This is a genomic window from Brucella sp. TWI432, assembly GCF_039674445.1.
Classification (GTDB): Bacteria; Pseudomonadota; Alphaproteobacteria; order Rhizobiales; family Rhizobiaceae; genus Brucella; species Brucella chromiisoli.
Genome location: NZ_JBDJNL010000006.1, coordinates 33379 through 53082 on the forward strand (window position 1 = coordinate 33379; position 19704 = coordinate 53082).

Below are 19704 nucleotides of genomic sequence, written 5' to 3' on the forward strand. Positions count from 1 at the left end.
GGATAGGACGGCCATCCGACAAGCCGGGACGCACCTCTCGGTTTCCCTGTGGTTTTAGAGGTGCTTTCGCAAAGGTGTAGCGATGACTGATCCATTAAATCATTGGAAAAACCCTAAAGACTGGCCAAAAGACCGATCCGGCCAGTATGTGTCTCTTTTTGAGGCGACTATTCGCATCGGAGCGGCGCTTTTTCAGGATGAATGGTCTGGCACGGAACCTTACGCCCCGTCGCTATATAAAGTCCACGAAGAGATGTATGTGGGCGGCGAAACTTTGATCACCGTCAAATCGAACCTCACGCATTTGGATATGAAGCAGCTTTATTGTTTGCTATTCCGCAAACGGCCCGATTTGGCCCTCCCTTTTCCTTCAAGCGTGAATGATTACTACAACCTTACGGACGACCAAATTCGCTCTGCTGCGCTCTTAGCATCCGTCTCTGACGCACAAACTGCGAAACTGCATGACCGAATGGACCAAGTAATAGAATTCATTGCTGAAGCCGTGTCTCAGAAAAAGCTCGAATGGGCACTGGCTAGAGACGGACAGTTTACGGCAATGCATTCAACGGACGAGTGGCGAGAAGGAAGAATAAAGCAACGCTTTTTTTGGGGCATGATGAACCCGCTCGCCCCGTACTCACCTGCAATAGGGGGGGATGGGTATGCTTATATTTTCTTCTCAAAGCGAGATATAGACCGCCTCGTCTCTGCATGTTCTGGCTGTGCGGATGAAACCGAGAAACCGAATAAGGTAAACAGAACAGTAAAAGCGAACGTCCCCGCAAAAAAATTGCAGGAATGGGCAGACAAATACTTTTCTCAGTTTGAGGGCATGAAAGCTCCAACTCATGCAACGGCAGAGGCCGCCTATCGGCAGGCATTTCCAGAAGCAGGAACCACACAATTTAGAAAAGAGGTGTGGCCGAATCGCCCTCTATGGATGCAAATACCTCGCGCTCCGAAGGGTTGGTGAATGGGCATGGAATCCAAAAGATACGTTCCAATGTTCATTCAACGCCATACAACCATTATTCAACACCATCCAACGTCCATACAACGCCGTTCAACCTACGTTCAACGCTATCCAACTGATTTGCTTGAATAATTAGCGATTTTTTCTCACTTCAGCAATTCTTCATCACGTTAACCGCGCTCATGACCGAGCGCTGATGAAGAAAGGCGAAAACAAATGCCAGCATTCGCGCTGACAATTAAGGACGCATCCGCAGCTTGTGGCCTCGGTCCAACCAAGATTTATGAACTGATCGGTAAAGGCAAAATCGACGCCCGCAAAGAAGGCCGTCGCACACTCATCCTCGCTGAAAGCCTGAAACGCTATCTCGAGAACCTGCCTCCAGTGAAGGCAGCGTAGCATGAGTGATAAAACAGAAACGCCGCACTTGCTGGACAGCAGCAAGAACGGCGGATCGGCAATCAAAATGGTGTCGCTACCTACTGATTACCGCAATCCGCCCCTCCCCGCAACGACTTTAACAGCATCAATCATCGCAAAGCGCTTTCGCCTTCCGATTGCGACGGCACGCGTTGTTTGTGAACTCGCCGGAATTGGAGGCGCAGCATGAGTAAGCGGAAATCGATTTTGTCGCTGACAGTCATGATCAAGCCAGATGGTGGCCTCGTTACCGTTGTTGGTCGTGATGCGTGGGCATTAGAGCAGCTTATTGCAGCTGGTGAAACTGGTTGCACACCACTGCATAATCCTGCCCCGCGCTGGTCGCACTATATCTTCAAGCTTCGGCAAGCTGGCATTGTTGTCGAGACGATTCATGAAGAGCATGGCGGCCCTTACTCTGGCACGCATGGTCGATACGTTTTGCGCTCGAACTTGAAGGTGTTGCGCGAAACTTCAGTGGGAGCAGCCGCATAATGGCCATCCTATACATAATGGGGAGGCTTCGTGCCTCCCTTTTCATTCGGGGAGGTATTCATGGCAAAACATGACAACCGTGGCCGAAGCAACTCATCGCCATATTTGCAGCTTCATCGCTGGTTTCTTGACTGCGATGCGTGGCGCTCGCTGAGTGTCTATGCACGGTGCCTCTATATCGAAATCAAACGCCGGTATAACGGCAAGAACAATGGTGCCATTTCGATGAGTTATCGCGAGGCCGAGGAATTGGTCGGGTGCAGTAACAAACCTATACCGATGGCCTTCCGTGACTTGATTGAACGCGGCTTCATTAAGCAGGAGCGCCGGGGCAGCTTCAAGGGCACTCCATTTGCAACCACATGGGTTTTGACGGAATTGCCGCAGGATGAGCCAGTGCGCTCGCTTATCCCATCGAAGGAATTCATGTCGTGGAAACCCAAGCCTGAAACGCCGAAGAAAAAAACACCGCACGCCAAGAGCGTACACGCAGCACGCTTAGAGCGTACAGCAAACGGCACCACCGCACGCTTAGAGCGGGCTGTCAGCACGCCCAGAGCGTACAGTGAACCGCCATTTTCGACCATTCCCTGCACGCCGAGAGCGGGCACTATTAATATACCATATACAGGTAGCGAAAGCGGACTTGAACCAATCCCCACTCCAAGCCTGATCCGTACCCTTCAGCGCAATGGCTGGAGCAAGCCCGGTCGCGAACAGCCAATCAAAAGGCAGGTGAGCGAACCGGGCGATAGCAATGCCCAAAATTCAATTCTTCATGAACGACCAAGATGAGTGAGCAGATGCGAACAGCCATTCAGTGGTTAGCCTCAGTGCCTCATGGTTCAAGGCCTAGACCACTAATCCCTTTCCTGAAACAGCAGTTCAAGCTCTCAGCATTGCAGGCCATCGAAGTCATCAACGCGGCCCGTTCTCAAAGTTGCGATAAGGATTCTTAACATGTCAGATAAACCAACTGCCGCAAATGAAACTGCCGTCTCCAGCGGTTTACCTCCCGTGAAAAGCCCCGATGCGGCTGTAAGCAAAACCATGCCAGAACCGTCAGAGCTTTTTTGTATGGATAGCAACGGAGCGGTGATGGTTAATCAGCGACTAGCAGAGGAAACCTTGGGTTCATCGGACCCGCATTTCATTGAAGGCATAGTTGTTCAGATGATTGAAACTGGCCATTCTCTGAAAGTTACATCCTATAATGCATCAGCATTCACAGCCTCACTGGTCGCCGGTGTAAAGCCACGCGATCAAGTTGAAACAATGCTGGCAGCTCAAATGGCAGCGATACACAATGCAACCATGAAACTAGCTGCTCGGATCAATCGGGCTGACACCATCCCTCAGTATGACAGCGCATCCCGGTCGCTTAACCAACTTTCACGTACATTCACGGCACAGGTGGATGCATTGACGCGCTATCGATCAGGCGGCCAGCAGAAAATGACTGTTGAGCATGTACACGTTTATGAAGGCGGACAGGCAATCGTCGGCAACGTCTCGCAAGGCGGCAAGAGAGGGGGCAATCATGGTTGATAAAGTCAGCCTCATGAAGTTAGCCCCTAGGTGCACTGCGACAGCAAAACATAGCGGCAAGCCGTGTCGGTCGCCCGCTGTCAAAGGGTTTACAGTCTGCCGGATGCATGGAGCGCGAGGTGGCAACCGAACTGGCAAGGAAAACAGCAACTACCGGCACGGCGCTTATACGCGAGAAACTAAGGCTATGATGGACGAAAACCGCGAATTGATAAAAGTCTGCCGGAATGCATTAGACGAATTCTAGTGAGCATTTGTAGCAGGAAAGCCTATAACGTAACAATTGAGATGGATTCTAAAATGCTTCTGCAAACAACGGCCAGATCATCGGATTAGGTTGTAAATATGCAGAATCACTCCGATTAGAAGGCAAGCTATTCTATCGCAATTTTTGATCCATTATAGGACATTTAGCATAGGTGCATCGTGCATTTGCCTTCGCGAAGAGTATTGAGACGAACTGCCGCTGTGTCGATTATCGCAGCTATTGTTTCTATCTCGATTTCAACTGGCATCCGCTTTCTCTTGGGTGTTCATTCGGACACTATTACTATTGTTGTTCGTTTGGTGCTTCCGTTCATCATCGCTATTCCAATCGCGTTGTTATGGTTCAATAAGCTTGAACGCCTTGAAGTTGCCTACCGTTCATTGGTGAGACAAGCGAACGAGCTTGCGCGAAGAGCCAGTTCAGACCCTCTTACAGGTCTGCTGAACCGGCGTAGCTTCATTGAGCGGTTTGAGAGTGCAATGGAAATCGGTGTGCGCGGATGGTTCATCATAGCGGACATTGATTATCTGAAACTGATCAATGACAATTTCGGCCATCTCGCCGGGGACGAAGCGGTAATTTCGACCGCGAGAGCGCTGGAAGCCGTCTTGCCAGCAGACAGTTTAATTGCTCGAATCGGTGGTGATGAATTCTGCGCTTTCGTTCCGGGTGTATCACAAGACGATATGCTCTCACTTCTGAGCCATGTTAGTGAGCAAGCAGGAACAAACTTTACGGATACTACAAAGATGGATGGAGCCGCGCTGTCTATTTCGGTGGGCAAAATAGCCTGCAAGTCCAAGCAGACATTTAAGGACGTTGTCAGCCAAGCTGATGAGAGACTTTACCGCAAAAAAAGAATGCGCAATCTGCAAGCTGGGCAGTAGTTTTTGAATGACAGATTGCCGCACCCTGCCTTTTTCATTTTAGTTTGGACGGCCACGAACACCCACGAACGACTACGGAATTTATACTAACATAATGATTTAATTGCGCTTTTGTCGATTACAAGGCCCCATCGTGATACAATCGTATTAACGAAAGGAGACTGTAATGCGCGCAAATATTGCAATGGCTGACTATATCCTCGTCCGCGTTTTCACGGAAGAAAAACAAGCATTGAAGGAAGTCGCCCGAAAGAAAGGCACTTCACTGTCTGAGCTAATCCGCGCCTCGGCTTTGGCCGAAGCCGGACAGCGGGCGGAGGCTTGAATATGAACAGGCCTCTTATCCGTCCGTTCAAAGCCCCTGACGGCTCTTATATCATGCATCCCGACTTTGTGAGCGGATTAATCAAGCACCTATCGCTCCAGAATTACGACAATGAGCGTAAGGCTTTCGATCAGGACGCCACTCATCAAGAAGTTCTATTGGCTCTGCAAGCCTTTGAGGAACTGGCAGTCGCAGACGCACAGTCTCGCGGCACACCTGATGAAATCGCGAAAATTCAAGCGCTCGGTATTTTTGACAGCTTTGTCGCAGGCGCGACAGGCGTTCAGTGAAGGTGAACACCCATGAACAATTTTGATCTGCGTTTTCTGGGGATACCAGATATCCAGAACATGCTGACAGCACGGCCTAACATGGTTCCTATGAACATGCTGACGGGCGAGCCAGCACAGCCGACCGTCGATTTGACTCAGACCGGCTCCACGCCTTCTAAGGAAACGGTGCCAGAGGGCGGAATTTTTCCATCGCAGCCTCCGCAGGGAAACATCAGCGCGCCCGTTGCAGTTGGCATGAACGACCTGAATTATTTTCCGCCACAGCCTGACGCAAACGCGGCACCTATCACTCAGCAGGACTATCAGGCGTCCTTACGTCACCTACAGCCACAGAACGCGCCACAGCAGCCCGCACAGGCTAGTTCTGACACTTCGGGCGGCTTGGACGTGGGAAACTTTGCAGCCTTCCTACAGGGGCTGGGCCGGGGCAATGGCGTGCTGTCAGCTATTGGTGGTGGCCTTGGCGCCGTGCAAGAGCGCAAGCAGGAAAACCAGACAGTCAAATATCTCACCTCTCAGGGCATTTCCGAAGGCGAAGCGCAGATTATTTCTCGCAATCCGCAGGCGGTCGTTCAGGTTCTCCAGAATATCCGCAAGGGAGTGGACCCGAAAACCAATCTTGAATTGCAGAAGCTCGGCTTTGAAGTCGATGCTGCACGCCAGAAAGCCCAGAGCGGTAATCTGATCAATACGGGAGGCGGCAGCATCTATAACTCATCAACCGGGGAATGGATGACGGCACCAAACGGCGGTGGCAAAGACACGCCGGACATTCAGAATTATAAGTTCGCCAAGGACAACGGATACACTGGATCATTCACGGATTTTCAGACTGAGAAGACACGCGCAGCGAAGCGAGCAACCATTGGTGGGGCAACGATTGATTTCGAGGGCCTTCCAATGGTCTCGACTGATCCAAACACCGGCAGACCCGACGCCATCGCTCAGAATGAGTTCTTACGAAGCCTTCCCCGCGGAACGGCAACATTGGTAAAAAAGGTCGCCAATTATGAAATGCCTATAACCAGTGTCACGTCGCTACGTGCGGGGGAACGCCAGCAGCTCGCCCAGCTTGTCGGCATGTATGATCCGTCTTTTGACGCCACACAATCCACGTCACGGACGCAGACCCGCAAGGATTACTCGACCGGCGAAATGGCAAAGCTAGCATCATCAACGAACCTCGCAATTCAGCATATGGCTGGGATGGTGGATGAACATGCGAAGTTGGATAACGGCGATTATCCAGCTTGGAACAGTGTGGCAAACACATTCAGCAGGCAGACAGGTGGAGCCGCACAGCAGGGCTTTGAAACCTTTAAGTTGGGCGTGGCGGAAGAACTTGGCAAAGCCTTCCACGGTACAGGCGCTGTTCCTGTCGAAGCCGTGAAGGAATGGAAGGCTGCAATCAGTTCCAGCAGTTCGCCTGACCAGCTCAAAGCCGCTGTTACGTCAGCTCTGCATATGTTGGCGGCTCGTACCGAAACGTACAATCAGCGTTATGAGCAAAGCATGGGTGGCAATCAGGCTCCGGGCTTCCTGACGAAAAGCTCTGTCGCTGCACTCCAGAAAATGGGCATCGATCCAGCCGAGCTAGATCCAAGATTCGCAGACAAAGAAGCAGCTTTCACGCCGAACGGTGCTGGCGCGCGTCAATCCGGCAATATCAACGGTTACAAGATTGAGAGGGTGAACTAATGCCACAATTCCGCATTACCGCACCAGACGGCAGTGTTTACAATATCACTGGTGACAATGAGCAAGGCGCGTTTGACGCCTTGCAGACGTATCTCGGACAGCAGCCCGCCTCTGGTCAGCAAAACCAGAGCATGAGCGCCGACCAGATGACAGATGGCATGTCAGAGCTTTCCCGCCTCTCGCGCCCAGCCTATGACAACAATGTCGCGGGCGCTGGTCAGACATGGCTGGAGGGCGCAAGCAAAATTCCTGTTGTCGGACCTGCTTTGGGACAAGCATCTGATTTAATTGGAAGCAACATTTACGGAGCATTAACAGGCGAAGACCCTGCCCGCATTCGCCAGCAGGTAGGGATTAGGCGAAAGGTGCGCGAAAACCAGTACCCTATGTCTGCTGTTTCCGGCGAAGTGGCCGCAAACATTGCTCCAATGGCAGCGGGAGCAGCAGCTTCTCCAGCTATAGCCGAAGGCCTCGGCATGACGGGGAGCCTCGGAACACGCACAATCAATTCCGCCCTTTCCAATGCTGCAATTTCATCAGCAGACACGTTAGCCCGAGGTGGGGATGGCGCGGAGGCTCTGACGAACGGCGGCATATCCGGAGTATTAGGCGGCGCTATCCCTCTCGCAAGCGAGGCAATCAGCCGGGGAGCGGGCACGGTCTATAACCGATTTGCTCCGAGCGTTAACGCCATGCTCAATCCAGCAGATGAAGCTGCACGGCGAGTAGGTGTCGCCTACAGTCGAGACATGGACCTTGATCCGCGTTTACTCATGAATGCCAGAGACGAGGTAACAGCCAGGGCGAATAACATTCCCCTTGCGAACGTGGATCGAGGTGGGGAAACAACACGAGCGCTTGCCCGATCAGTCTCCAACCAAGCCCCGGAAGCGCGAGCAGCTTTGCAGAACCTTGCCGAGGAGCGGTTTGCATCACAAGGAGGCCGCGCTTCTCGCTTTATTCGCGAATTGACCATAGGCAACGCTGACGACATTGGATTGCAGGAAGCACTTATGAAAGCTTCACGCTCATCAAACAAAGGCGCGTATCAGGCAGCATATAACAGCCCAAACGCGCAGGCGCTTTTCACCCCGGAAATGCAAGACCTGATGCAGTCGCCAACCTTTCGTAAGGCAATGGCAGACGTTCCAACAAAGAGCGCAGACAGAGCGGCTGTTTCAGGCGGCAAGGCAATCCCGAATCCCTTCGAGCTTGATGCGGCTGGAAATTACGGACTTCGCAAAGGTGCAGACGGATCGGTTACTACGCCTAATCTTGAGTATTGGGACCATGTGCAGCGCAATCTGCGTGAAATGCAGGAAAGAGCATTCAAGGGTGGCGCAGACTATGACGGGGCAACCGTCAGAATGCTTCGCGGTCGCTTGAATGAAGTTCTCGACCATGCGGTGCCTGAATTTAACAATGCCCGTAGAGGTGCTGCTGCATTTTTTGGCGCAGAGGATGCACTGGACGCTGGGAGAAAATTCGCTAACTCCCCCCGCACCGTGCCGGAAGCCCGACGCGCTTTTACCGCTATGACTGAGAATGAAAAGGAGGCTTTTCAGACTGGTTACGGTTCCGAATTGATCGATAGGATTTCAGCATCCAGCGACCGTGTTAATGTCATCAATAATATTTTCAAATCGGACGCGGCACGCGAAAGCATGAGTATGGTTTTCGGTCCTGAGAAGATGAAAAAGATTGAGGCATACGTTCGCGTCGAGGATTTGGCCGATAAGCTGCGCGGAAGCTTGGGGGGATCAACAACAACTCGCCAGTTGATGGAGTTAGGGCTTGGTATGACGGGGGGTGCAGGTGTCGGGTATTATCAAGGCGGAAACTTGCAAAGCGCTACGGCTGGAGCAGTAGGCGGCCTAGCACTCGCCGGGGGTAAGCAAGCAATCAGCGCTGCGGTTCGATCCGCTGACACAAAAACCATGATTCAGGTTGCAAAGATTCTGACCAGTAAAGACAGGAACGCTTTGAAGATTGCAGCGCAGCGCGCCACGCAAAGTCCTGCATTCATGAAAGCACTGGAACATCTCGGAACAGCTCTGACAATCCCGGCGAGAGCCGGAACACTCATGGCGAACTAAAACAAGTTTCGCAGATATTCTGCCCAGATAGGCGCATAGGTGGCTTTGATCCACCAACCAAGCGGCAGCAACAACGCTGCCGCTATCAAATGCCCAAGAAACTGAAACGGGTTATTCTCGTTCATCGAACTTCTGCCACCTGCCCCTTAATGTTGGGCAACGTAGCACAGCTTCCCGGCAAGGTGAATCCTCCCATTTTAACGGGAAGAAACAGTGAGATTACTTCCTGCTATCCATGCAGGCTTTGCGAAGCGTCTCATGCTGGTCTGGCGGCAGCGGTGCCGTCATCATCGACATATATTTCATGCATTCCGCAGTTTCTTCCGCGCTCGCTGGTCGCTTATCAGTGCAGTCTGCCAACGGAAAGAAAGCCGCAAGGAAAACTGCCGCTTTCAAATTCATATCAAGTCTTCTGGAAGCTCGGCACCATCCATCAGATGAATGATGATACGCTCATATTGATGCGCTTCCTGAGCCAGCCATGTTTCGGCGTTCTTGATAGCTTCATGCACTGGCGTCCGCTTGTGGCTGAGATATTTAGCCTTGTTGCGCGGGCAAGCAGTTCCATCGCTGAACAGCGTCACGATAATGTCGCGGTCTGTCCAATCTTCCTGATCCGAAGTCACCCCATATTTCATAGCCGCCCTCCAGTGAATGTTGATATTAATAAACTGCGACGGTTGAGGGAAAGCAAGGTCGCAAAAGTCGCGGACCAACGCAATTTTGAGCTTAATATCCCGGCCACGTATAATCGTTCATTGCCATGCCAGAGCAATGATAATCATACGTGAACTGTCCATTGCTCCGACTACGGCAAACATATACGGGTTGCCCATATTGATTGCGGATTAAATCCCAAGCGTAGCCATAATTCTGGGTTTGATACCCCCCGCCACCACAGTTATTGTTTGCGCATACTGCGACGGCTGTGCCGACCGCAGCTATAGCCACTCCAGCAGCGATTGCTTGGTTTTGTTGCCTCACCATATCGACGCATTGCTGAGCGGTGATACCCCGCTTTATCGCTTCGATGATAAGTTCCTGTCGAAACTCAGCGTCATTGGTTGTCACCATCGATCTACACAATGCTGCTTTGCCGACAGACTTTGGATTGTTACGAAGCGTTTCTTTCGACGTTGTGCAAGCGCTCAATGCAAACGCTAAGGCAAGCGTCATTGACGCCCGAAAATAATGAACAGACATAATTTCCCCCTGCTTCCCCACGAAATCAGAAGCACAGCACGCGGAAAGAGTCTATCTCAACTTTCGCCGCACAACGCTTATCTCGACAGCTTGCCAAAACTTTGCTTTGATCCGTAAGGGGATTGGGGGAGTAAAAATTGGCGAAAGCGAAAAACTGGATTCTAGGGGCAGCTGCGTTATTCGTACTTGTGAAGGTTTTCGGTAAAGACGAACCGCAAACTGTACCATCCTCGCCCACTGTAGCTTCGCAACCTGCTAACAAATCTCCCGAACCTGCGATGCAGCCGATGGGCTTCGTGCAGGCGGCTTCGCCACGGCAGACAGATCAGCCGCCTCCATCAAGTGACCGTCATCCGCTGGTGGGCAAATCGCTCTATGCGACCGCGAACGTAAACATAAGGCAGGAACCGTCTGTTTCGGCAAAAATCATCACTTCAATCGAGCGAGGCAGAGTCGTGACGGTTTTGAACTACCGATCCGGCTGGCTCAGTGTGTCTTACGACAATCGTACTGGTTGGGTGTCAGAGCAGTATCTTGCAGAAAAGCCGCCAATCGCGCCGCCGAAAGCAGTTAACAATGCTCGGGCAGTTGCGCCGCCTGTTGCCTCTCGCGTCGCTCCAGCGCGTCGATCAGGGCAGCCTACTCGGTCGGCTTATGTCGGAACGTGTGATTGTCCATACGACAGAATGCGAAATGGACGTTTATGCGGACGTAATAGCGCATACAGCAAACCGGGTGGACGTGCCCCTGTTTGTTATCATTAGCGATTAATATACATTCGCCCAATCCGGTTTTATGCCATTCTTGCCAATGATGCCGTAAGTGCCGCCAGTATTGATAAACCAGACGGTGAATACCGCACAAAGCAGCAAGAATACGGTGACAGCGATACCAAGCCGCGTCTTCCGTGGCTTGCTTCTCGACATGAGGTAAATGCCGACGCTAACAGCAGCAGCACCGATATAACCCGTAATCATTATGCGCAGGTTCCGTTTTATAACGGCGGATAAAGGACCGCTTTTTAGCGGGGAATAGCGGCTTGGTCCATGCATGGATCAGCTTTCACTACTAAAGCATGATATTGACGACTCATCCGACCTTTGTCACAGATCAACGAGGGCAAAGGGGAACCTCATGAAAAAGCTTATTATTGCTACGCTGGCTGTCGGCGCACTTTCCACCGCGTGCGCAAAGCGTCCTGACGCGATTGTGCCGGTCGATATTCCAATGGCCGCTTATACCAATTTGAGCTGTCAGGCTCTTGCAAGCGAATTGATAAAAGAGCGAAGCATTCTCGCGAGCCTATCGAAGCAGCAGAATGAGGCCGCAACCGGAGATGCTGTTGGCGTGTTCCTGATCGGCGTTCCAGCTTCAAGCACTTTTGGCGGCGATAAAGAGGGGCAAGTTGCCGTGTCAAAAGGCAAGGTGAATGCTATTGAAAGTGCAGCAAAGAGCAAAGGCTGCAAATGATGAAGATGCGGGGAGTAATCGCGGCGAGACATGTCATCAAAGCGCAACCTCGATGAGAGCGATAACCACCGGTATCTGCATAATCTTGTTGGCATCAGCGGTTAGTGGCTGCGCTAATCGCTCATGCCGCGATTGGAAGGGGACGTGCATTATTCAGTGAAAGAGATTTGATTTTAAAAAGGCTGTTTTCTGGGACGAGTTTGACAAGTGCATGTCGGCGGGGGTGTGTGTATGGCTAGAGTAGTTAGTATATCATCATATGAATTGCGAAATAATGCAGAGACATTTCGTTGTCTTGGAAAACTCCACAAGGACCTTTCCTCATTCGAAAATGAAGAAATTGAAATAGATTGCTCAAAACTATCTTGGTTTGATGCACACCTGTCAGGGCCTCTGAGAACGATAGTAAACCTCAGCAAACTGCGGAATAATCGACATAAACTGACAAAAGTCAAAAATGACATTCGAGACATATTGAGTAAGAATGGCTTCCTTAAGAGAAAGCTTGATGACGTTTATGGAACAACAATGCCAGTCAAGTCATTTACTCTTGATGAAAGCAAAGATTTTGCGGCATATGCGAAAAGAAACTTATCGCGACCAGAAATGCCAAAGATGACGTTGCAACTTCAGCGAAAATTCCATGAAGGTATAGATGAAATTTTTGCGAATTGTTCACTTCACTCATATTCGAAGGTGGAAATTATAGCCGCTGGGCAAATCTATCCGAGGAAGCACTTGCTAACGATTTCAATTAGTGATGGTGGCATCGGTATCGTAGGCTCATTGAAAAAAGCAGGAATTCCCATACGTAATCATTCTGAAGCCATAAGTTGGGCGATGCAAAAGAATAATACTTCACGGCAGGGTGATATTCCGGGCGGCTTGGGCCTTGCCGTGCTTCAGGAGTTTATATCGAAAAATTCAGGCAAACTGATTATTTCATCAAAGAGTGGATATTGGTGCCAAAGTGGTAAAGAAGTTGTAACGAAAAAGCTGGATTATGAGTTCCCAGGCACGTGTGTTATTATAGAAATTAATTCAGCGGACAAAAAATCATATGACCTTAAAGCGCCAGTTTCCAAAGATGACATCTGGTAAGAGCCAATGAAAACACAAAAAATTCAAATATCAAAGATTATCGACGGCGGAATATGCGTAGCTGCTGACGATGGTAAAAAGGTCTATGATAGAATTTACGATGCTCTTTCGACTGGGCATCGAGTGACTTTATCATTTTACGGCGTTACGCGCATGACTACAGCTTTTTTGAATGCTGCAATAGGGCAAATGTACGGTGACTTTGACGAAGACTTCATAAAAGCTCATCTGGATGCGCCAACGGATTTTGAGCCTTGGCACCTAACGCGGCTAAAGTTGGTAACGGATAGAGCAAAAACATACTTCAGGAATCCAGAACTGGTAGAAAACGCATTAAAAATTACTCGGGGCGAATAAAATGGCAGTTTATAATGCGGGGGATGGTTGCTGTTTTACTGGTCGTAAAATTTTATTTGATACAAATGTCTATATTTTTATCGATGGGTACGATGGCAGACCCAAATCAAAGACTTATAGCGATTATTACTTCCAAGTATTAAAAGAAAAAAAGAATGAGGTCGTGATAAATGACTACATACTAGGGGAGTTTTTTAACAGAAGCTGTAAAGACCATCATAATATTTGCGCGGCGGAAGAAAACCAAACGATACCTTACAAGCAAAGAAGAACTACCCCAGAGTTCATCGAATTCATGGAAACGATTAGAGACTCTTGCTTGCATTTTATAAAAGAAGCTCAATTCCATGCCGCCTGTGACCACCAAACAAACATCAGTGGTATTTTGGAAGACTCCGCTAAAGGCCGCCTTGATTTCTCGGATATCATAATCCGCAATCAATGCTCTACGAGCGGTATAGTATTGGTGACGGACGACTTCGATTATATCGACTGCTCTATTGACGTTGTAACAGCGAATGAGAGGTTTTTAAACGAAGCAGCATCCCGAGGGACTCTTACATCCTAACACGAGCCGCTTCGGCGGGGTTTTTCTTTATCACTTGATGACCACCGTCCCCTGCAAGCTAAAATAAAAACCCCAGCAGCACGGGGGTCCATACTGGGGCCGCGCTAGCTCGATGGTCACACCTCACCTACGCTTACCGATCATCCCATAATAAGAGAAAAACGCAAAAGAAAGAATCTTTTCGGCTGGCGCGGAGTTTAGAACAGTTTGGCAATGAGCCAAATAATGGTTCCGTAGATTAACCCACCAATGGAAACTAAAACGACCAATGCTTGAATGGGATGGCCATTCCTAGTCGGTTTTTTTCTGAGAAGAGACCGCAAATTGGATGATGCCTAGAGCAGCGCCAATTAAAAGAGCCGTTACGTAATTCATTAATCCCCCTCGGTGCCGCCCCGACACCGCAAATCACTATCAGCAAAAAATCTAAATTCAAACAAGGTCCTGCGATCGAGTGTCTTTTGCCCCTTGTTCATTTCTTCAACGCCACTCCCGGCCCGCTTGCCACCTGTCCATCTTCGAGAAATTGGACGCCTGCTGCTTCAAGCACCTTTATTACGGTCTCGACGTTCCCGGCAGAGCTTCTTTGTGGGCCTATAGCATCATCTTCCATGCGTCGGATTGTTGTTAGCGAAAGGCCGCTGGCTTCAACGAGCGCACCTTGTGACCAGTTTAATAGAGCGCGGGCTGCGCGAATTTGTTTGGCGTCCATAGCTGTTCCTCAATTTTTGATTATGGATAAACATTTTTTGCTCATATGTAAATTTTTAATGTTGACCATGGTAAACAAATAGTGTCTATATATAAACACAAAATGTTTATGGAGCCACAAATGTTCAACCTGTCAGTAATCATGAATGAAGCATGGGCCAGCTATCGCCGCCAGTACGGCAAGCGCGTTTTCAATCGCGGCACGTTTAACTGGCTCCTGATGCTATCTTGGAAGCGGGCAAAGGATGCCGCTCTGCGCATCAGCAATCCGGTACTGGCAAAGGTGGAAGCCCTTCGCGAACAGATTGAAATGCTTTCCTATAAGCCTTGGAGCGTCGATATTCAGAGCCGCCGCCGCGATATGGAAGCGCAGATTTCAAGGCTTCTGGCGGCATAGTGTGACGGTTGCAATCGTCACGGATTTCTAACCGTCACGAAAAAACATAATAAAATCAATGACTGTGACGGTTGTGACGCCTGTGACGGTTATTGGGAACCCCTCTGAGAGGGTATGCCCGACAAGGGCAAGACCGATCTAACCAATTCTGAAAATCTGGAGAAGTCCAATGACGGAACGCACCATTCCGGCTAACGCCGAAGGCTTGTCTAAAAATGAGCAGCATTTGTCAGATGAAGCATGTGTTCGCCTAGAAGACCTGAACGGCGCTCTTTGGGAGTTAAAGAACATGGCTTCCATCATGGAGGGAGCGGTTGAGAAATGGCTGTCATTGTCGCTCGCCAGCAAGAATGAGCATGGTCAGTATGTCTTCTGCCTATCTGCTGGCCTTCGCGACGAAATTCTTTTCGCTACATCGGATACATGCCGCCGAGCCTTTGCAGCCCATGCGGATATGCTCAAGGCGTTGGAGGTCGTTCAATGACTTCGATCAATAACAAGATAGTGGCAGACACTTTCGGTCAATCTGTCCAAGATGGACAGGCCATTGCGCGCACCATTCAGGAAGCCTCCGACGATTTGGCTTTTCTGATGCAGCAGCTTCACGGCGGATCTTACCGAACAGACATTAATCATGAGGCTGGTTATGTGCTGGTCTGCTGGTCGAACAAGGGAGCGTCATCATGATTGATCCTAGTTCAGAGGCCGAACGCTCCCTGCTTTTAAACAATTTGCATTGTGAGGTGACTTTTCTTCGAGACTTGCTCGAAGCGATTGCCGAGAACCTTTTGGAAGTAAGCCCTTCACATTTGCCTGAAAACGCCAAGGACAGGGTGAGGCTCGCAACCACGTTAGCCGTCGTCACTCGCGACAGGGCAACAGAAACCTGCCTCCAGATGGATAAGTTGTTTGAGGTGACAGCATGAACCGGCGATTTTTCCTCAAACTGTTTCCTGCCGCAAGCGCCGCTGTTGCGCTGCCTGCTGTTGCGAAAGGAGCCACCCTAGAGCCGGTGCCTTCCCACCCCCCCGAAAAATGGCAGGGCGATGGATATTATGAGGTGCTGGATGCGGGGAAGGTTCAGATTTTAAGCGTCGTTCGCTTTAGTCCGTATGACTGCAAAAATGACGGGCGATGCTTTCGTTTCGATCCCCGCATACCCTTTTCAGGCGGCGAAATTGTTTATCGGTATGAAGCGGCACTTGATGCAGCGCTCGTGCGCAAAGTGGGGGAGTTTTAACCATGAAACTCATCCGGGTTGTTCTGGCGCTTCTCATTCTCAAAGCCGCGCGGCGCGTTGCTTTCGCCTTATTCCCGAAGAATGGAGGCACGAAATGACTAGCCCAGCCATTAACCGACTGCGCCGCCTTTTTCTGGAGCAATGGATTGAGGAAGCTATCGCGCTTCTTGATCAGATTGACGGGGATGCCGACCTTGAAGACACCGACGAGGACTTCGTTGATGAGCGCGAGAATTTCGGCAAAGTGCCGGGAGGTATAGGCGCATGAGCCAGTTCGCCAATTCATCAGCCGAGGTTCACGCCTTCCCACGCCGTCAGTTCCCTAATGCGTTCGAACAGGCAAAGCAGGAACTGGCCTCGTTCAAGTTCTCGCTCTTTGAGACCGTCGCAGCCGATCCGCTATTGCGCGCTGGTCAATGCCTCAATCTGATTATCGTCTATGCGTCCCTTGTCACCATCGACAAGAAGACATTGCAGGCGACAACGGCCTATGCATCGAACAGCCGTGTCTTTATCCGCGCTGGTCTACGTTCGCATCATACGGCAGTTAAGGCCCGCCGACTGCTTGAGCAACACAGCTATCTCATACCCGTTGGCCGGAGAAATGGCATCACGGTTTATCGCATCGACAACCCGCATCATGAGCGAGTTCAGATGTATGTTCAGGAATTGGAAGAACGCCAGCGCGAGATTAAAGCCGATCAGAATGTACGCAATAAGCCGCAATCCAGCATGGCAAATAATGCCCACCTTGAGGCTGCAAGGGTGGCAGAAGTTGCCCACCCTGAAAATGACAAGGACGGCAATAAATGCCCACCAAGGATGGCAGAAAGTGCCGACCAAGGTGGGCAGAAAATGCCACCAATTACCTTTAAGGAATACCTTACAGGATTACCTGTAATAAACGGCTATGAAGTGAGCGACGGTTCTCCAGTTATGGGTGACGTTGAGGGGGAGCGAAGCGCGCAAATCAAAAGCGCTGTAGCAAGCTCCCCCGACTTCCCGGCAAAGAAAAAAAACGGGTACGCACTCGCTGCAAACGGTGAGGATGAAAGCACACCATTTTCGGCTCCATCATCACAGCAAGAGGCCGATAAATTTTTAGCGACCGTGTTTGGCTCAGATTTGAACCAGATGCATGAGCGCGTGCTGGATGGTTGCCGCAAACGCCTGATGAATGGATTGCTCACACCGGCGTTCGTCAGAGCGCGCATCGAAGCACTGGAGAAGCAGCCAGCTTTCGGAGGTGCTTCCCATGCTCGATAAGCTGACCAGCCTGCATGAAGGTTTCCCACTCGTTGACCTTTCGCGCCATCAATGTAAGTGGCCGGTCAATCGGGCGCACGCTGGAGAGCTTCACTTTTTCTGTGGTGAGGCAGTCCAAATTGGACAGCCATACTGCGAGGAACATTGCCGAAAAGCTTACAAGGTAAGGCAGGTCGCTTCATTGGTCAGAGCCTAAATAAGCTAATTTACGGGGAAGCTGTGAAACTGTTTGCATGGCAGGATGCCAGCGCCCCGCTGTGGGGAGAGAGGTAAAATTGCTCGTTGCCACTTGTGGGCAATTGCTTACAAGTCAGGTCGGCAGACTTTCCCAAGGTGGAATGCGACGCGGTTTCATGAGTTAGCTTGAAAAGGCCTTATTGATCCGTCATGGCAGCGATTTGCATAGCCAATGAGCTTTCTTACTCATCTAACTAAATCGCACGAAATACCGGAATAATCGCAATGATGACGCACGCTCTTATTATCTCGCTACACATAGTTTCCGTCTTTGCAGGTATTGCCGCCGCCATCTTGTGGTTTCGCTCAGCCGATATTGATATTCCGGATATCGCACCCACGAAACATCACAAGAACAAAGAAGGCAGCCTTTCAGATGAATGGGTTGAGCAGTTTTCGGCTAATTTGAAATCGCATCGCAAGCAATGGCTAAAATCTACGCGCTACAACAAGGCGGCAGCATCAGCGGCGGCAGCGGCGGCAATGGCTCAAGCAATTGTTTATCTGCTCAATCTTATCAATCTACTAGCTTAGCCGGAACAATTTGAAGGTCTGCCCAACTTGGACGCACCCCGCCAGACGAAAATGAATTGGGGTCTTTAAAACCCTTTGGCTCTTAGGCAAGGAGCCCCGTGACATTGGGAGACATGCCGGGGCTTTTTTATGCAACGGAAAAAAACCAGATGACTGGCGTAATGAGCAGAACAGCGACTGTGGACCAAACTACACGCCAGCCAACGCTGTTCGTTGCCATGAACGCGGTTGCTACGATTGAACCAGCCACCAAGATTGTGACAGGCCAATAGATCGACATGTAAAAAATGATGGCAAACCACCAAGAAATCGTAATCATGAGACGGATTTAGGCTACATCTCGCTTTTGAGCAATTGCTATGGTTGGAGCAAATATTGTTAGCGTGACAGAAATGTCATCATATTGTCTCGGAACATATATGTGGCGTGGATGTTTATTATGCGCAAACACCTATAGGAGTAATGCAATGAAGAACGTTCTTATTGCTGCCGCTGCATTTGCAATGATTTCCGGCTCGGCACTTGCGCAGGAGCCACCTAAGCCGCCTGCACCTCCCGAAGCTGGTGCACCGGGAACACCGCCACCACCTCCTCCACACGGTGGACCGCACCGCGCCCCTGATAAGTCCACACATATCCGCGTGGAAGATAAGGGGTATAAGGTCGACGTAAAGTGTGCAGAAGACCAGTCGACGATTGAGTGCGCCGAGGTTGTTTACAAACTTCTCGACCGCGTAGGTCCGCCTAAGAAGTAAATTTGCAAGTCAAACCCCGCTTCGGTGGGGTTTTTTATTGCCCCCTTGACCACCAAGAGCACCTCTGCCAGCTTGCGGTAAACAGTGGGAGTGGTTTCATGTCAAACATTCGCGAATTTCTTGAAAGCCGTATTGAGGCATTGAGAGCAAATATCGAGCGCCACCACCAACACCTTGACCTCATTGAGCGACTTCAAAATCCTAATGCGGATATACACGCCGAGGAGGTTGAAGAGTACGAGCGCCGACGTGATTTAGATCAAACGCTTCTTGACCGGAGAATTAACGAACTGGCCGCTTTGGCAGTGGGCAACTAAACCACAGATGCTAATTTGCGGGAGAGCATGGGATTAAATGGGCCTTTTCATAAAAATTATTGGCATACTCGCATTAATCCCCGGATTGACGATTGCTGTTTTCGGCGTTGGAGAGACAGGTAACGATAGGCTTGTTCTATTGTCTTGCGGCATAAGCCTATGTTTATCAGGTGTGGTTTTGATCTGCCTTGGTTTGGTTGTTGAGCACCTATACGATATGAAAAAAACTCACGAACGCCTCATCAAGCTTTTAGAAGAAACCAAATAGACCGGAAAGCTCAAGCCTCTGCGCATACCTTAAGGCGGGTGCAGGTATAACGTCCATCGTTTTAAGTCATCCGACGAAATCCGTCGCATCTGAGATTGGTATGAAATCTGTAGCGACCTCTTATCGGTGCCAGCGCCTTTTAAGGTCTCCTGAATTTTAAGGAGGGGGTATGCTCAAAATTGAGCAGACCTTCATTCGTTATAAGCAGAAAAACCAAGCATACGAATTTTGTACGGGTGACGTGCCCCACCGTGGAGCGCTATCTGCAAGGGTG

33 protein-coding genes and 1 pseudogene are annotated in these 19704 nt (G+C 50.2%); 29 read left to right on the forward strand and 5 right to left on the reverse strand.

Annotation, left to right across the window (positions count from 1 at the left end; all coding sequences use genetic code 11):
• The first annotated feature begins 82 nt into the window (after positions 1 to 82).
• The 11 genes from ABE527_RS10835 (at position 83) to ABE527_RS10885 (ending at position 9006) form a co-directional block, all read left to right on the forward strand.
• Positions 83 to 976: a hypothetical protein gene (locus tag ABE527_RS10835; RefSeq protein WP_499696926.1), complete on the forward strand. Its 894-nt coding sequence runs from the start codon at positions 83 to 85 to the stop codon at positions 974 to 976.
• A 216-nt stretch (positions 977 to 1192) separates the two neighbouring features.
• Positions 1193 to 1375: a helix-turn-helix domain-containing protein gene (locus ABE527_RS10840; protein WP_499694488.1), complete on the forward strand. Its 183-nt coding sequence runs from the start codon at positions 1193 to 1195 to the stop codon at positions 1373 to 1375.
• Between the two features lies 1 nt (position 1376).
• Positions 1377 to 1586 (forward strand): hypothetical protein, encoded by a 210-nt coding sequence (locus tag ABE527_RS10845; protein ID WP_499696927.1) that lies wholly within the window; start codon positions 1377 to 1379, stop codon positions 1584 to 1586.
• A complete protein-coding gene (locus tag ABE527_RS10850; RefSeq protein ID WP_499696928.1) occupies positions 1583 to 1891 on the forward strand; it encodes a winged helix domain-containing protein in 309 nt (102 codons plus the stop codon). Before ABE527_RS10845 ends, ABE527_RS10850 begins: the two co-directional genes overlap by 4 nt.
• A gap of 60 nt (positions 1892 to 1951) precedes the next feature.
• Positions 1952 to 2686, forward strand: a complete 735-nt coding sequence (locus tag ABE527_RS10855; RefSeq protein ID WP_499696929.1) for a hypothetical protein — start codon at positions 1952 to 1954, stop codon at positions 2684 to 2686.
• A 165-nt stretch (positions 2687 to 2851) separates the two neighbouring features.
• Positions 2852 to 3439: a hypothetical protein gene (locus ABE527_RS10860; protein WP_499696930.1), complete on the forward strand. Its 588-nt coding sequence runs from the start codon at positions 2852 to 2854 to the stop codon at positions 3437 to 3439.
• 426 nt (positions 3440 to 3865) lie between these two features.
• Complete coding sequence (locus ABE527_RS10865) at positions 3866 to 4594, forward strand: GGDEF domain-containing protein (protein WP_499696931.1); 729 nt, start codon at positions 3866 to 3868, stop codon at positions 4592 to 4594.
• A 166-nt stretch (positions 4595 to 4760) separates the two neighbouring features.
• Positions 4761 to 4919, forward strand: coding sequence for a plasmid mobilization protein (locus tag ABE527_RS10870; protein ID WP_499696932.1), 159 nt, complete (start codon positions 4761 to 4763; stop codon positions 4917 to 4919).
• 2 nt (positions 4920 to 4921) lie between these two features.
• Positions 4922 to 5209: a hypothetical protein gene (locus ABE527_RS10875; RefSeq protein WP_499696933.1), complete on the forward strand. Its 288-nt coding sequence runs from the start codon at positions 4922 to 4924 to the stop codon at positions 5207 to 5209.
• Positions 5210 to 5221: 12 nt separating this feature from the next.
• Complete coding sequence (locus ABE527_RS10880; RefSeq protein ID WP_499696934.1) at positions 5222 to 6910, forward strand: hypothetical protein; 1689 nt, start codon at positions 5222 to 5224, stop codon at positions 6908 to 6910.
• Complete coding sequence (locus ABE527_RS10885; RefSeq protein WP_499696935.1) at positions 6910 to 9006, forward strand: hypothetical protein; 2097 nt, start codon at positions 6910 to 6912, stop codon at positions 9004 to 9006. Before ABE527_RS10880 ends, ABE527_RS10885 begins: the two co-directional genes overlap by 1 nt.
• Here ABE527_RS10885 and ABE527_RS10890 read toward each other — a convergent pair.
• The 3 genes from ABE527_RS10890 to ABE527_RS10900 form a co-directional block, all read right to left on the reverse strand.
• Positions 9003 to 9131, reverse strand: a complete 129-nt coding sequence (locus ABE527_RS10890) for a hypothetical protein (protein WP_499696936.1) — start codon at positions 9129 to 9131, stop codon at positions 9003 to 9005. The two genes, ABE527_RS10885 and ABE527_RS10890, sit on opposite strands and share 4 nt — an antisense overlap.
• 273 nt (positions 9132 to 9404) lie before the next feature.
• Entirely contained in the window at positions 9405 to 9644 is a 240-nt protein-coding gene (locus ABE527_RS10895; RefSeq protein ID WP_499694500.1) for a hypothetical protein, read from the reverse strand.
• A 91-nt stretch (positions 9645 to 9735) separates the two neighbouring features.
• On the reverse strand, positions 9736 to 10209 hold the full coding sequence (locus ABE527_RS10900; protein ID WP_499696937.1) for a hypothetical protein: 474 nt from the start codon (positions 10207 to 10209) through the stop codon (positions 9736 to 9738).
• Positions 10210 to 10346: 137 nt separating this feature from the next.
• On the opposite strand from ABE527_RS10900, the gene ABE527_RS10905 reads away from it, so the two are divergent.
• The gene (locus ABE527_RS10905) at positions 10347 to 10973 is read left to right on the forward strand and encodes an SH3 domain-containing protein (protein WP_499696938.1); all 627 of its coding nucleotides are present in this window, start codon (positions 10347 to 10349) and stop codon (positions 10971 to 10973) included.
• Positions 10974 to 10976: 3 nt separating this feature from the next.
• Here the strand turns inward: ABE527_RS10905 and ABE527_RS10910 are convergent, their stop codons facing one another.
• Positions 10977 to 11186, reverse strand: coding sequence for a hypothetical protein (locus ABE527_RS10910; RefSeq protein ID WP_499696939.1), 210 nt, complete (start codon positions 11184 to 11186; stop codon positions 10977 to 10979).
• Between the two features lie 157 nt (positions 11187 to 11343).
• Between ABE527_RS10910 and ABE527_RS10915 the strand changes: the two genes are divergently transcribed.
• The 4 genes from ABE527_RS10915 (at position 11344) to ABE527_RS10930 (ending at position 13705) form a co-directional block, all read left to right on the forward strand.
• Positions 11344 to 11679, forward strand: a complete 336-nt coding sequence (locus ABE527_RS10915; RefSeq protein WP_499696940.1) for a hypothetical protein — start codon at positions 11344 to 11346, stop codon at positions 11677 to 11679.
• A gap of 231 nt (positions 11680 to 11910) precedes the next feature.
• Positions 11911 to 12780 (forward strand): ATP-binding protein, encoded by an 870-nt coding sequence (locus ABE527_RS10920; RefSeq protein ID WP_499696941.1) that lies wholly within the window; start codon positions 11911 to 11913, stop codon positions 12778 to 12780.
• A 6-nt stretch (positions 12781 to 12786) separates the two neighbouring features.
• Positions 12787 to 13137 carry an STAS-like domain-containing protein gene (locus ABE527_RS10925; protein ID WP_499696942.1) on the forward strand — a complete coding sequence of 117 codons (351 nt, stop codon included), beginning with the start codon at positions 12787 to 12789 and terminating at the stop codon, positions 13135 to 13137.
• Between the two features lies 1 nt (position 13138).
• Positions 13139 to 13705, forward strand: coding sequence for a hypothetical protein (locus ABE527_RS10930; protein WP_499696943.1), 567 nt, complete (start codon positions 13139 to 13141; stop codon positions 13703 to 13705).
• Between the two features lie 472 nt (positions 13706 to 14177).
• Here ABE527_RS10930 and ABE527_RS10935 read toward each other — a convergent pair whose 3' ends face one another.
• The gene (locus ABE527_RS10935) at positions 14178 to 14417 is read right to left on the reverse strand and encodes a helix-turn-helix domain-containing protein (RefSeq protein WP_499696944.1); all 240 of its coding nucleotides are present in this window, start codon (positions 14415 to 14417) and stop codon (positions 14178 to 14180) included.
• 120 nt (positions 14418 to 14537) lie between these two features.
• Between ABE527_RS10935 and ABE527_RS10940 the strand changes: the two genes are divergently transcribed.
• The 13 genes and pseudogenes from ABE527_RS10940 (at position 14538) to ABE527_RS11000 (ending at position 19430) form a co-directional block, all read left to right on the forward strand.
• Positions 14538 to 14813 (forward strand): hypothetical protein, encoded by a 276-nt coding sequence (locus ABE527_RS10940; RefSeq protein ID WP_499696945.1) that lies wholly within the window; start codon positions 14538 to 14540, stop codon positions 14811 to 14813.
• Positions 14814 to 14982: 169 nt separating this feature from the next.
• A complete protein-coding gene (locus tag ABE527_RS10945; RefSeq protein ID WP_499696946.1) occupies positions 14983 to 15297 on the forward strand; it encodes a hypothetical protein in 315 nt (104 codons plus the stop codon).
• Positions 15294 to 15500: a hypothetical protein gene (locus tag ABE527_RS10950; RefSeq protein ID WP_499696947.1), complete on the forward strand. Its 207-nt coding sequence runs from the start codon at positions 15294 to 15296 to the stop codon at positions 15498 to 15500. The genes ABE527_RS10945 and ABE527_RS10950 overlap by 4 nt, the downstream gene beginning before the upstream one ends.
• Positions 15497 to 15739 (forward strand): hypothetical protein, encoded by a 243-nt coding sequence (locus ABE527_RS10955; protein WP_499696948.1) that lies wholly within the window; start codon positions 15497 to 15499, stop codon positions 15737 to 15739. The genes ABE527_RS10950 and ABE527_RS10955 overlap by 4 nt, the downstream gene beginning before the upstream one ends.
• Entirely contained in the window at positions 15736 to 16053 is a 318-nt protein-coding gene (locus ABE527_RS10960; protein WP_499696949.1) for a hypothetical protein, read from the forward strand. The genes ABE527_RS10955 and ABE527_RS10960 overlap by 4 nt, the downstream gene beginning before the upstream one ends.
• A gap of 94 nt (positions 16054 to 16147) precedes the next feature.
• Positions 16148 to 16321, forward strand: a complete 174-nt coding sequence (locus tag ABE527_RS10965) for a hypothetical protein (RefSeq protein ID WP_499696950.1) — start codon at positions 16148 to 16150, stop codon at positions 16319 to 16321.
• A pseudogene (locus tag ABE527_RS10970) lies at positions 16318 to 16954 on the forward strand (hypothetical protein). The gene ABE527_RS10965 and the pseudogene ABE527_RS10970 overlap by 4 nt, the downstream one beginning before the upstream one ends.
• On the forward strand, positions 16909 to 17319 hold the full coding sequence (locus tag ABE527_RS10975) for a hypothetical protein (RefSeq protein ID WP_499696951.1): 411 nt from the start codon (positions 16909 to 16911) through the stop codon (positions 17317 to 17319). Before ABE527_RS10970 ends, ABE527_RS10975 begins: the two are co-directional and overlap by 46 nt.
• Positions 17309 to 17515, forward strand: a complete 207-nt coding sequence (locus ABE527_RS10980) for a GcrA family cell cycle regulator (RefSeq protein ID WP_499696952.1) — start codon at positions 17309 to 17311, stop codon at positions 17513 to 17515. The genes ABE527_RS10975 and ABE527_RS10980 overlap by 11 nt, the downstream gene beginning before the upstream one ends.
• A gap of 266 nt (positions 17516 to 17781) precedes the next feature.
• Positions 17782 to 18090, forward strand: coding sequence for a hypothetical protein (locus tag ABE527_RS10985; protein WP_499696953.1), 309 nt, complete (start codon positions 17782 to 17784; stop codon positions 18088 to 18090).
• 467 nt (positions 18091 to 18557) lie between these two features.
• Positions 18558 to 18845, forward strand: coding sequence for a hypothetical protein (locus ABE527_RS10990; protein ID WP_499696954.1), 288 nt, complete (start codon positions 18558 to 18560; stop codon positions 18843 to 18845).
• A 98-nt stretch (positions 18846 to 18943) separates the two neighbouring features.
• Positions 18944 to 19162, forward strand: coding sequence for a hypothetical protein (locus ABE527_RS10995; RefSeq protein ID WP_499696955.1), 219 nt, complete (start codon positions 18944 to 18946; stop codon positions 19160 to 19162).
• 37 nt (positions 19163 to 19199) lie between these two features.
• On the forward strand, positions 19200 to 19430 hold the full coding sequence (locus ABE527_RS11000) for a hypothetical protein (protein ID WP_499696956.1): 231 nt from the start codon (positions 19200 to 19202) through the stop codon (positions 19428 to 19430).
• The last annotated feature ends 274 nt before the right edge of the window (positions 19431 to 19704 follow it).

What these genes read in the sequence shown, in the direction of transcription:
- ABE527_RS10975 (WP_499696951.1), top strand. Translation starts at nt 16,909, where the DNA reads ATGCCACCAATTACCTTTAAGGAATACCTTACAGGATTACCTGTAATA.
- ABE527_RS10960 (WP_499696949.1), top strand. Translation starts at nt 15,736, where the DNA reads ATGAACCGGCGATTTTTCCTCAAACTGTTTCCTGCCGCAAGCGCCGCT.
- ABE527_RS10985 (WP_499696953.1), top strand. Translation starts at nt 17,782, where the DNA reads ATGATGACGCACGCTCTTATTATCTCGCTACACATAGTTTCCGTCTTT.
- ABE527_RS10840 (WP_499694488.1), top strand. Translation starts at nt 1,193, where the DNA reads ATGCCAGCATTCGCGCTGACAATTAAGGACGCATCCGCAGCTTGTGGC.
- ABE527_RS11000 (WP_499696956.1), top strand. Translation starts at nt 19,200, where the DNA reads ATGGGCCTTTTCATAAAAATTATTGGCATACTCGCATTAATCCCCGGA.
- ABE527_RS10850 (WP_499696928.1), top strand. Translation starts at nt 1,583, where the DNA reads ATGAGTAAGCGGAAATCGATTTTGTCGCTGACAGTCATGATCAAGCCA.
- ABE527_RS10940 (WP_499696945.1), top strand. Translation starts at nt 14,538, where the DNA reads ATGTTCAACCTGTCAGTAATCATGAATGAAGCATGGGCCAGCTATCGC.
- ABE527_RS10925 (WP_499696942.1), top strand. Translation starts at nt 12,787, where the DNA reads ATGAAAACACAAAAAATTCAAATATCAAAGATTATCGACGGCGGAATA.
- ABE527_RS10955 (WP_499696948.1), top strand. Translation starts at nt 15,497, where the DNA reads ATGATTGATCCTAGTTCAGAGGCCGAACGCTCCCTGCTTTTAAACAAT.
- ABE527_RS10930 (WP_499696943.1), top strand. Translation starts at nt 13,139, where the DNA reads ATGGCAGTTTATAATGCGGGGGATGGTTGCTGTTTTACTGGTCGTAAA.
- ABE527_RS10995 (WP_499696955.1), top strand. Translation starts at nt 18,944, where the DNA reads ATGTCAAACATTCGCGAATTTCTTGAAAGCCGTATTGAGGCATTGAGA.
- ABE527_RS10845 (WP_499696927.1), top strand. Translation starts at nt 1,377, where the DNA reads ATGAGTGATAAAACAGAAACGCCGCACTTGCTGGACAGCAGCAAGAAC.
- ABE527_RS10875 (WP_499696933.1), top strand. Translation starts at nt 4,922, where the DNA reads ATGAACAGGCCTCTTATCCGTCCGTTCAAAGCCCCTGACGGCTCTTAT.
- ABE527_RS10895 (WP_499694500.1), bottom strand. Translation starts at nt 9,644, where the DNA reads ATGAAATATGGGGTGACTTCGGATCAGGAAGATTGGACAGACCGCGAC.
- ABE527_RS10870 (WP_499696932.1), top strand. Translation starts at nt 4,761, where the DNA reads ATGCGCGCAAATATTGCAATGGCTGACTATATCCTCGTCCGCGTTTTC.
- ABE527_RS10920 (WP_499696941.1), top strand. Translation starts at nt 11,911, where the DNA reads ATGGCTAGAGTAGTTAGTATATCATCATATGAATTGCGAAATAATGCA.
- ABE527_RS10835 (WP_499696926.1), top strand. Translation starts at nt 83, where the DNA reads ATGACTGATCCATTAAATCATTGGAAAAACCCTAAAGACTGGCCAAAA.
- ABE527_RS10990 (WP_499696954.1), top strand. Translation starts at nt 18,558, where the DNA reads ATGAAGAACGTTCTTATTGCTGCCGCTGCATTTGCAATGATTTCCGGC.
- ABE527_RS10885 (WP_499696935.1), top strand. Translation starts at nt 6,910, where the DNA reads ATGCCACAATTCCGCATTACCGCACCAGACGGCAGTGTTTACAATATC.
- ABE527_RS10855 (WP_499696929.1), top strand. Translation starts at nt 1,952, where the DNA reads ATGGCAAAACATGACAACCGTGGCCGAAGCAACTCATCGCCATATTTG.
- ABE527_RS10890 (WP_499696936.1), bottom strand. Translation starts at nt 9,131, where the DNA reads ATGAACGAGAATAACCCGTTTCAGTTTCTTGGGCATTTGATAGCGGCA.
- ABE527_RS10935 (WP_499696944.1), bottom strand. Translation starts at nt 14,417, where the DNA reads ATGGACGCCAAACAAATTCGCGCAGCCCGCGCTCTATTAAACTGGTCA.
- ABE527_RS10915 (WP_499696940.1), top strand. Translation starts at nt 11,344, where the DNA reads ATGAAAAAGCTTATTATTGCTACGCTGGCTGTCGGCGCACTTTCCACC.
- ABE527_RS10880 (WP_499696934.1), top strand. Translation starts at nt 5,222, where the DNA reads ATGAACAATTTTGATCTGCGTTTTCTGGGGATACCAGATATCCAGAAC.
- ABE527_RS10860 (WP_499696930.1), top strand. Translation starts at nt 2,852, where the DNA reads ATGTCAGATAAACCAACTGCCGCAAATGAAACTGCCGTCTCCAGCGGT.
- ABE527_RS10965 (WP_499696950.1), top strand. Translation starts at nt 16,148, where the DNA reads ATGACTAGCCCAGCCATTAACCGACTGCGCCGCCTTTTTCTGGAGCAA.
- ABE527_RS10945 (WP_499696946.1), top strand. Translation starts at nt 14,983, where the DNA reads ATGACGGAACGCACCATTCCGGCTAACGCCGAAGGCTTGTCTAAAAAT.
- ABE527_RS10910 (WP_499696939.1), bottom strand. Translation starts at nt 11,186, where the DNA reads ATGATTACGGGTTATATCGGTGCTGCTGCTGTTAGCGTCGGCATTTAC.
- ABE527_RS10950 (WP_499696947.1), top strand. Translation starts at nt 15,294, where the DNA reads ATGACTTCGATCAATAACAAGATAGTGGCAGACACTTTCGGTCAATCT.
- ABE527_RS10900 (WP_499696937.1), bottom strand. Translation starts at nt 10,209, where the DNA reads ATGTCTGTTCATTATTTTCGGGCGTCAATGACGCTTGCCTTAGCGTTT.
- ABE527_RS10980 (WP_499696952.1), top strand. Translation starts at nt 17,309, where the DNA reads ATGCTCGATAAGCTGACCAGCCTGCATGAAGGTTTCCCACTCGTTGAC.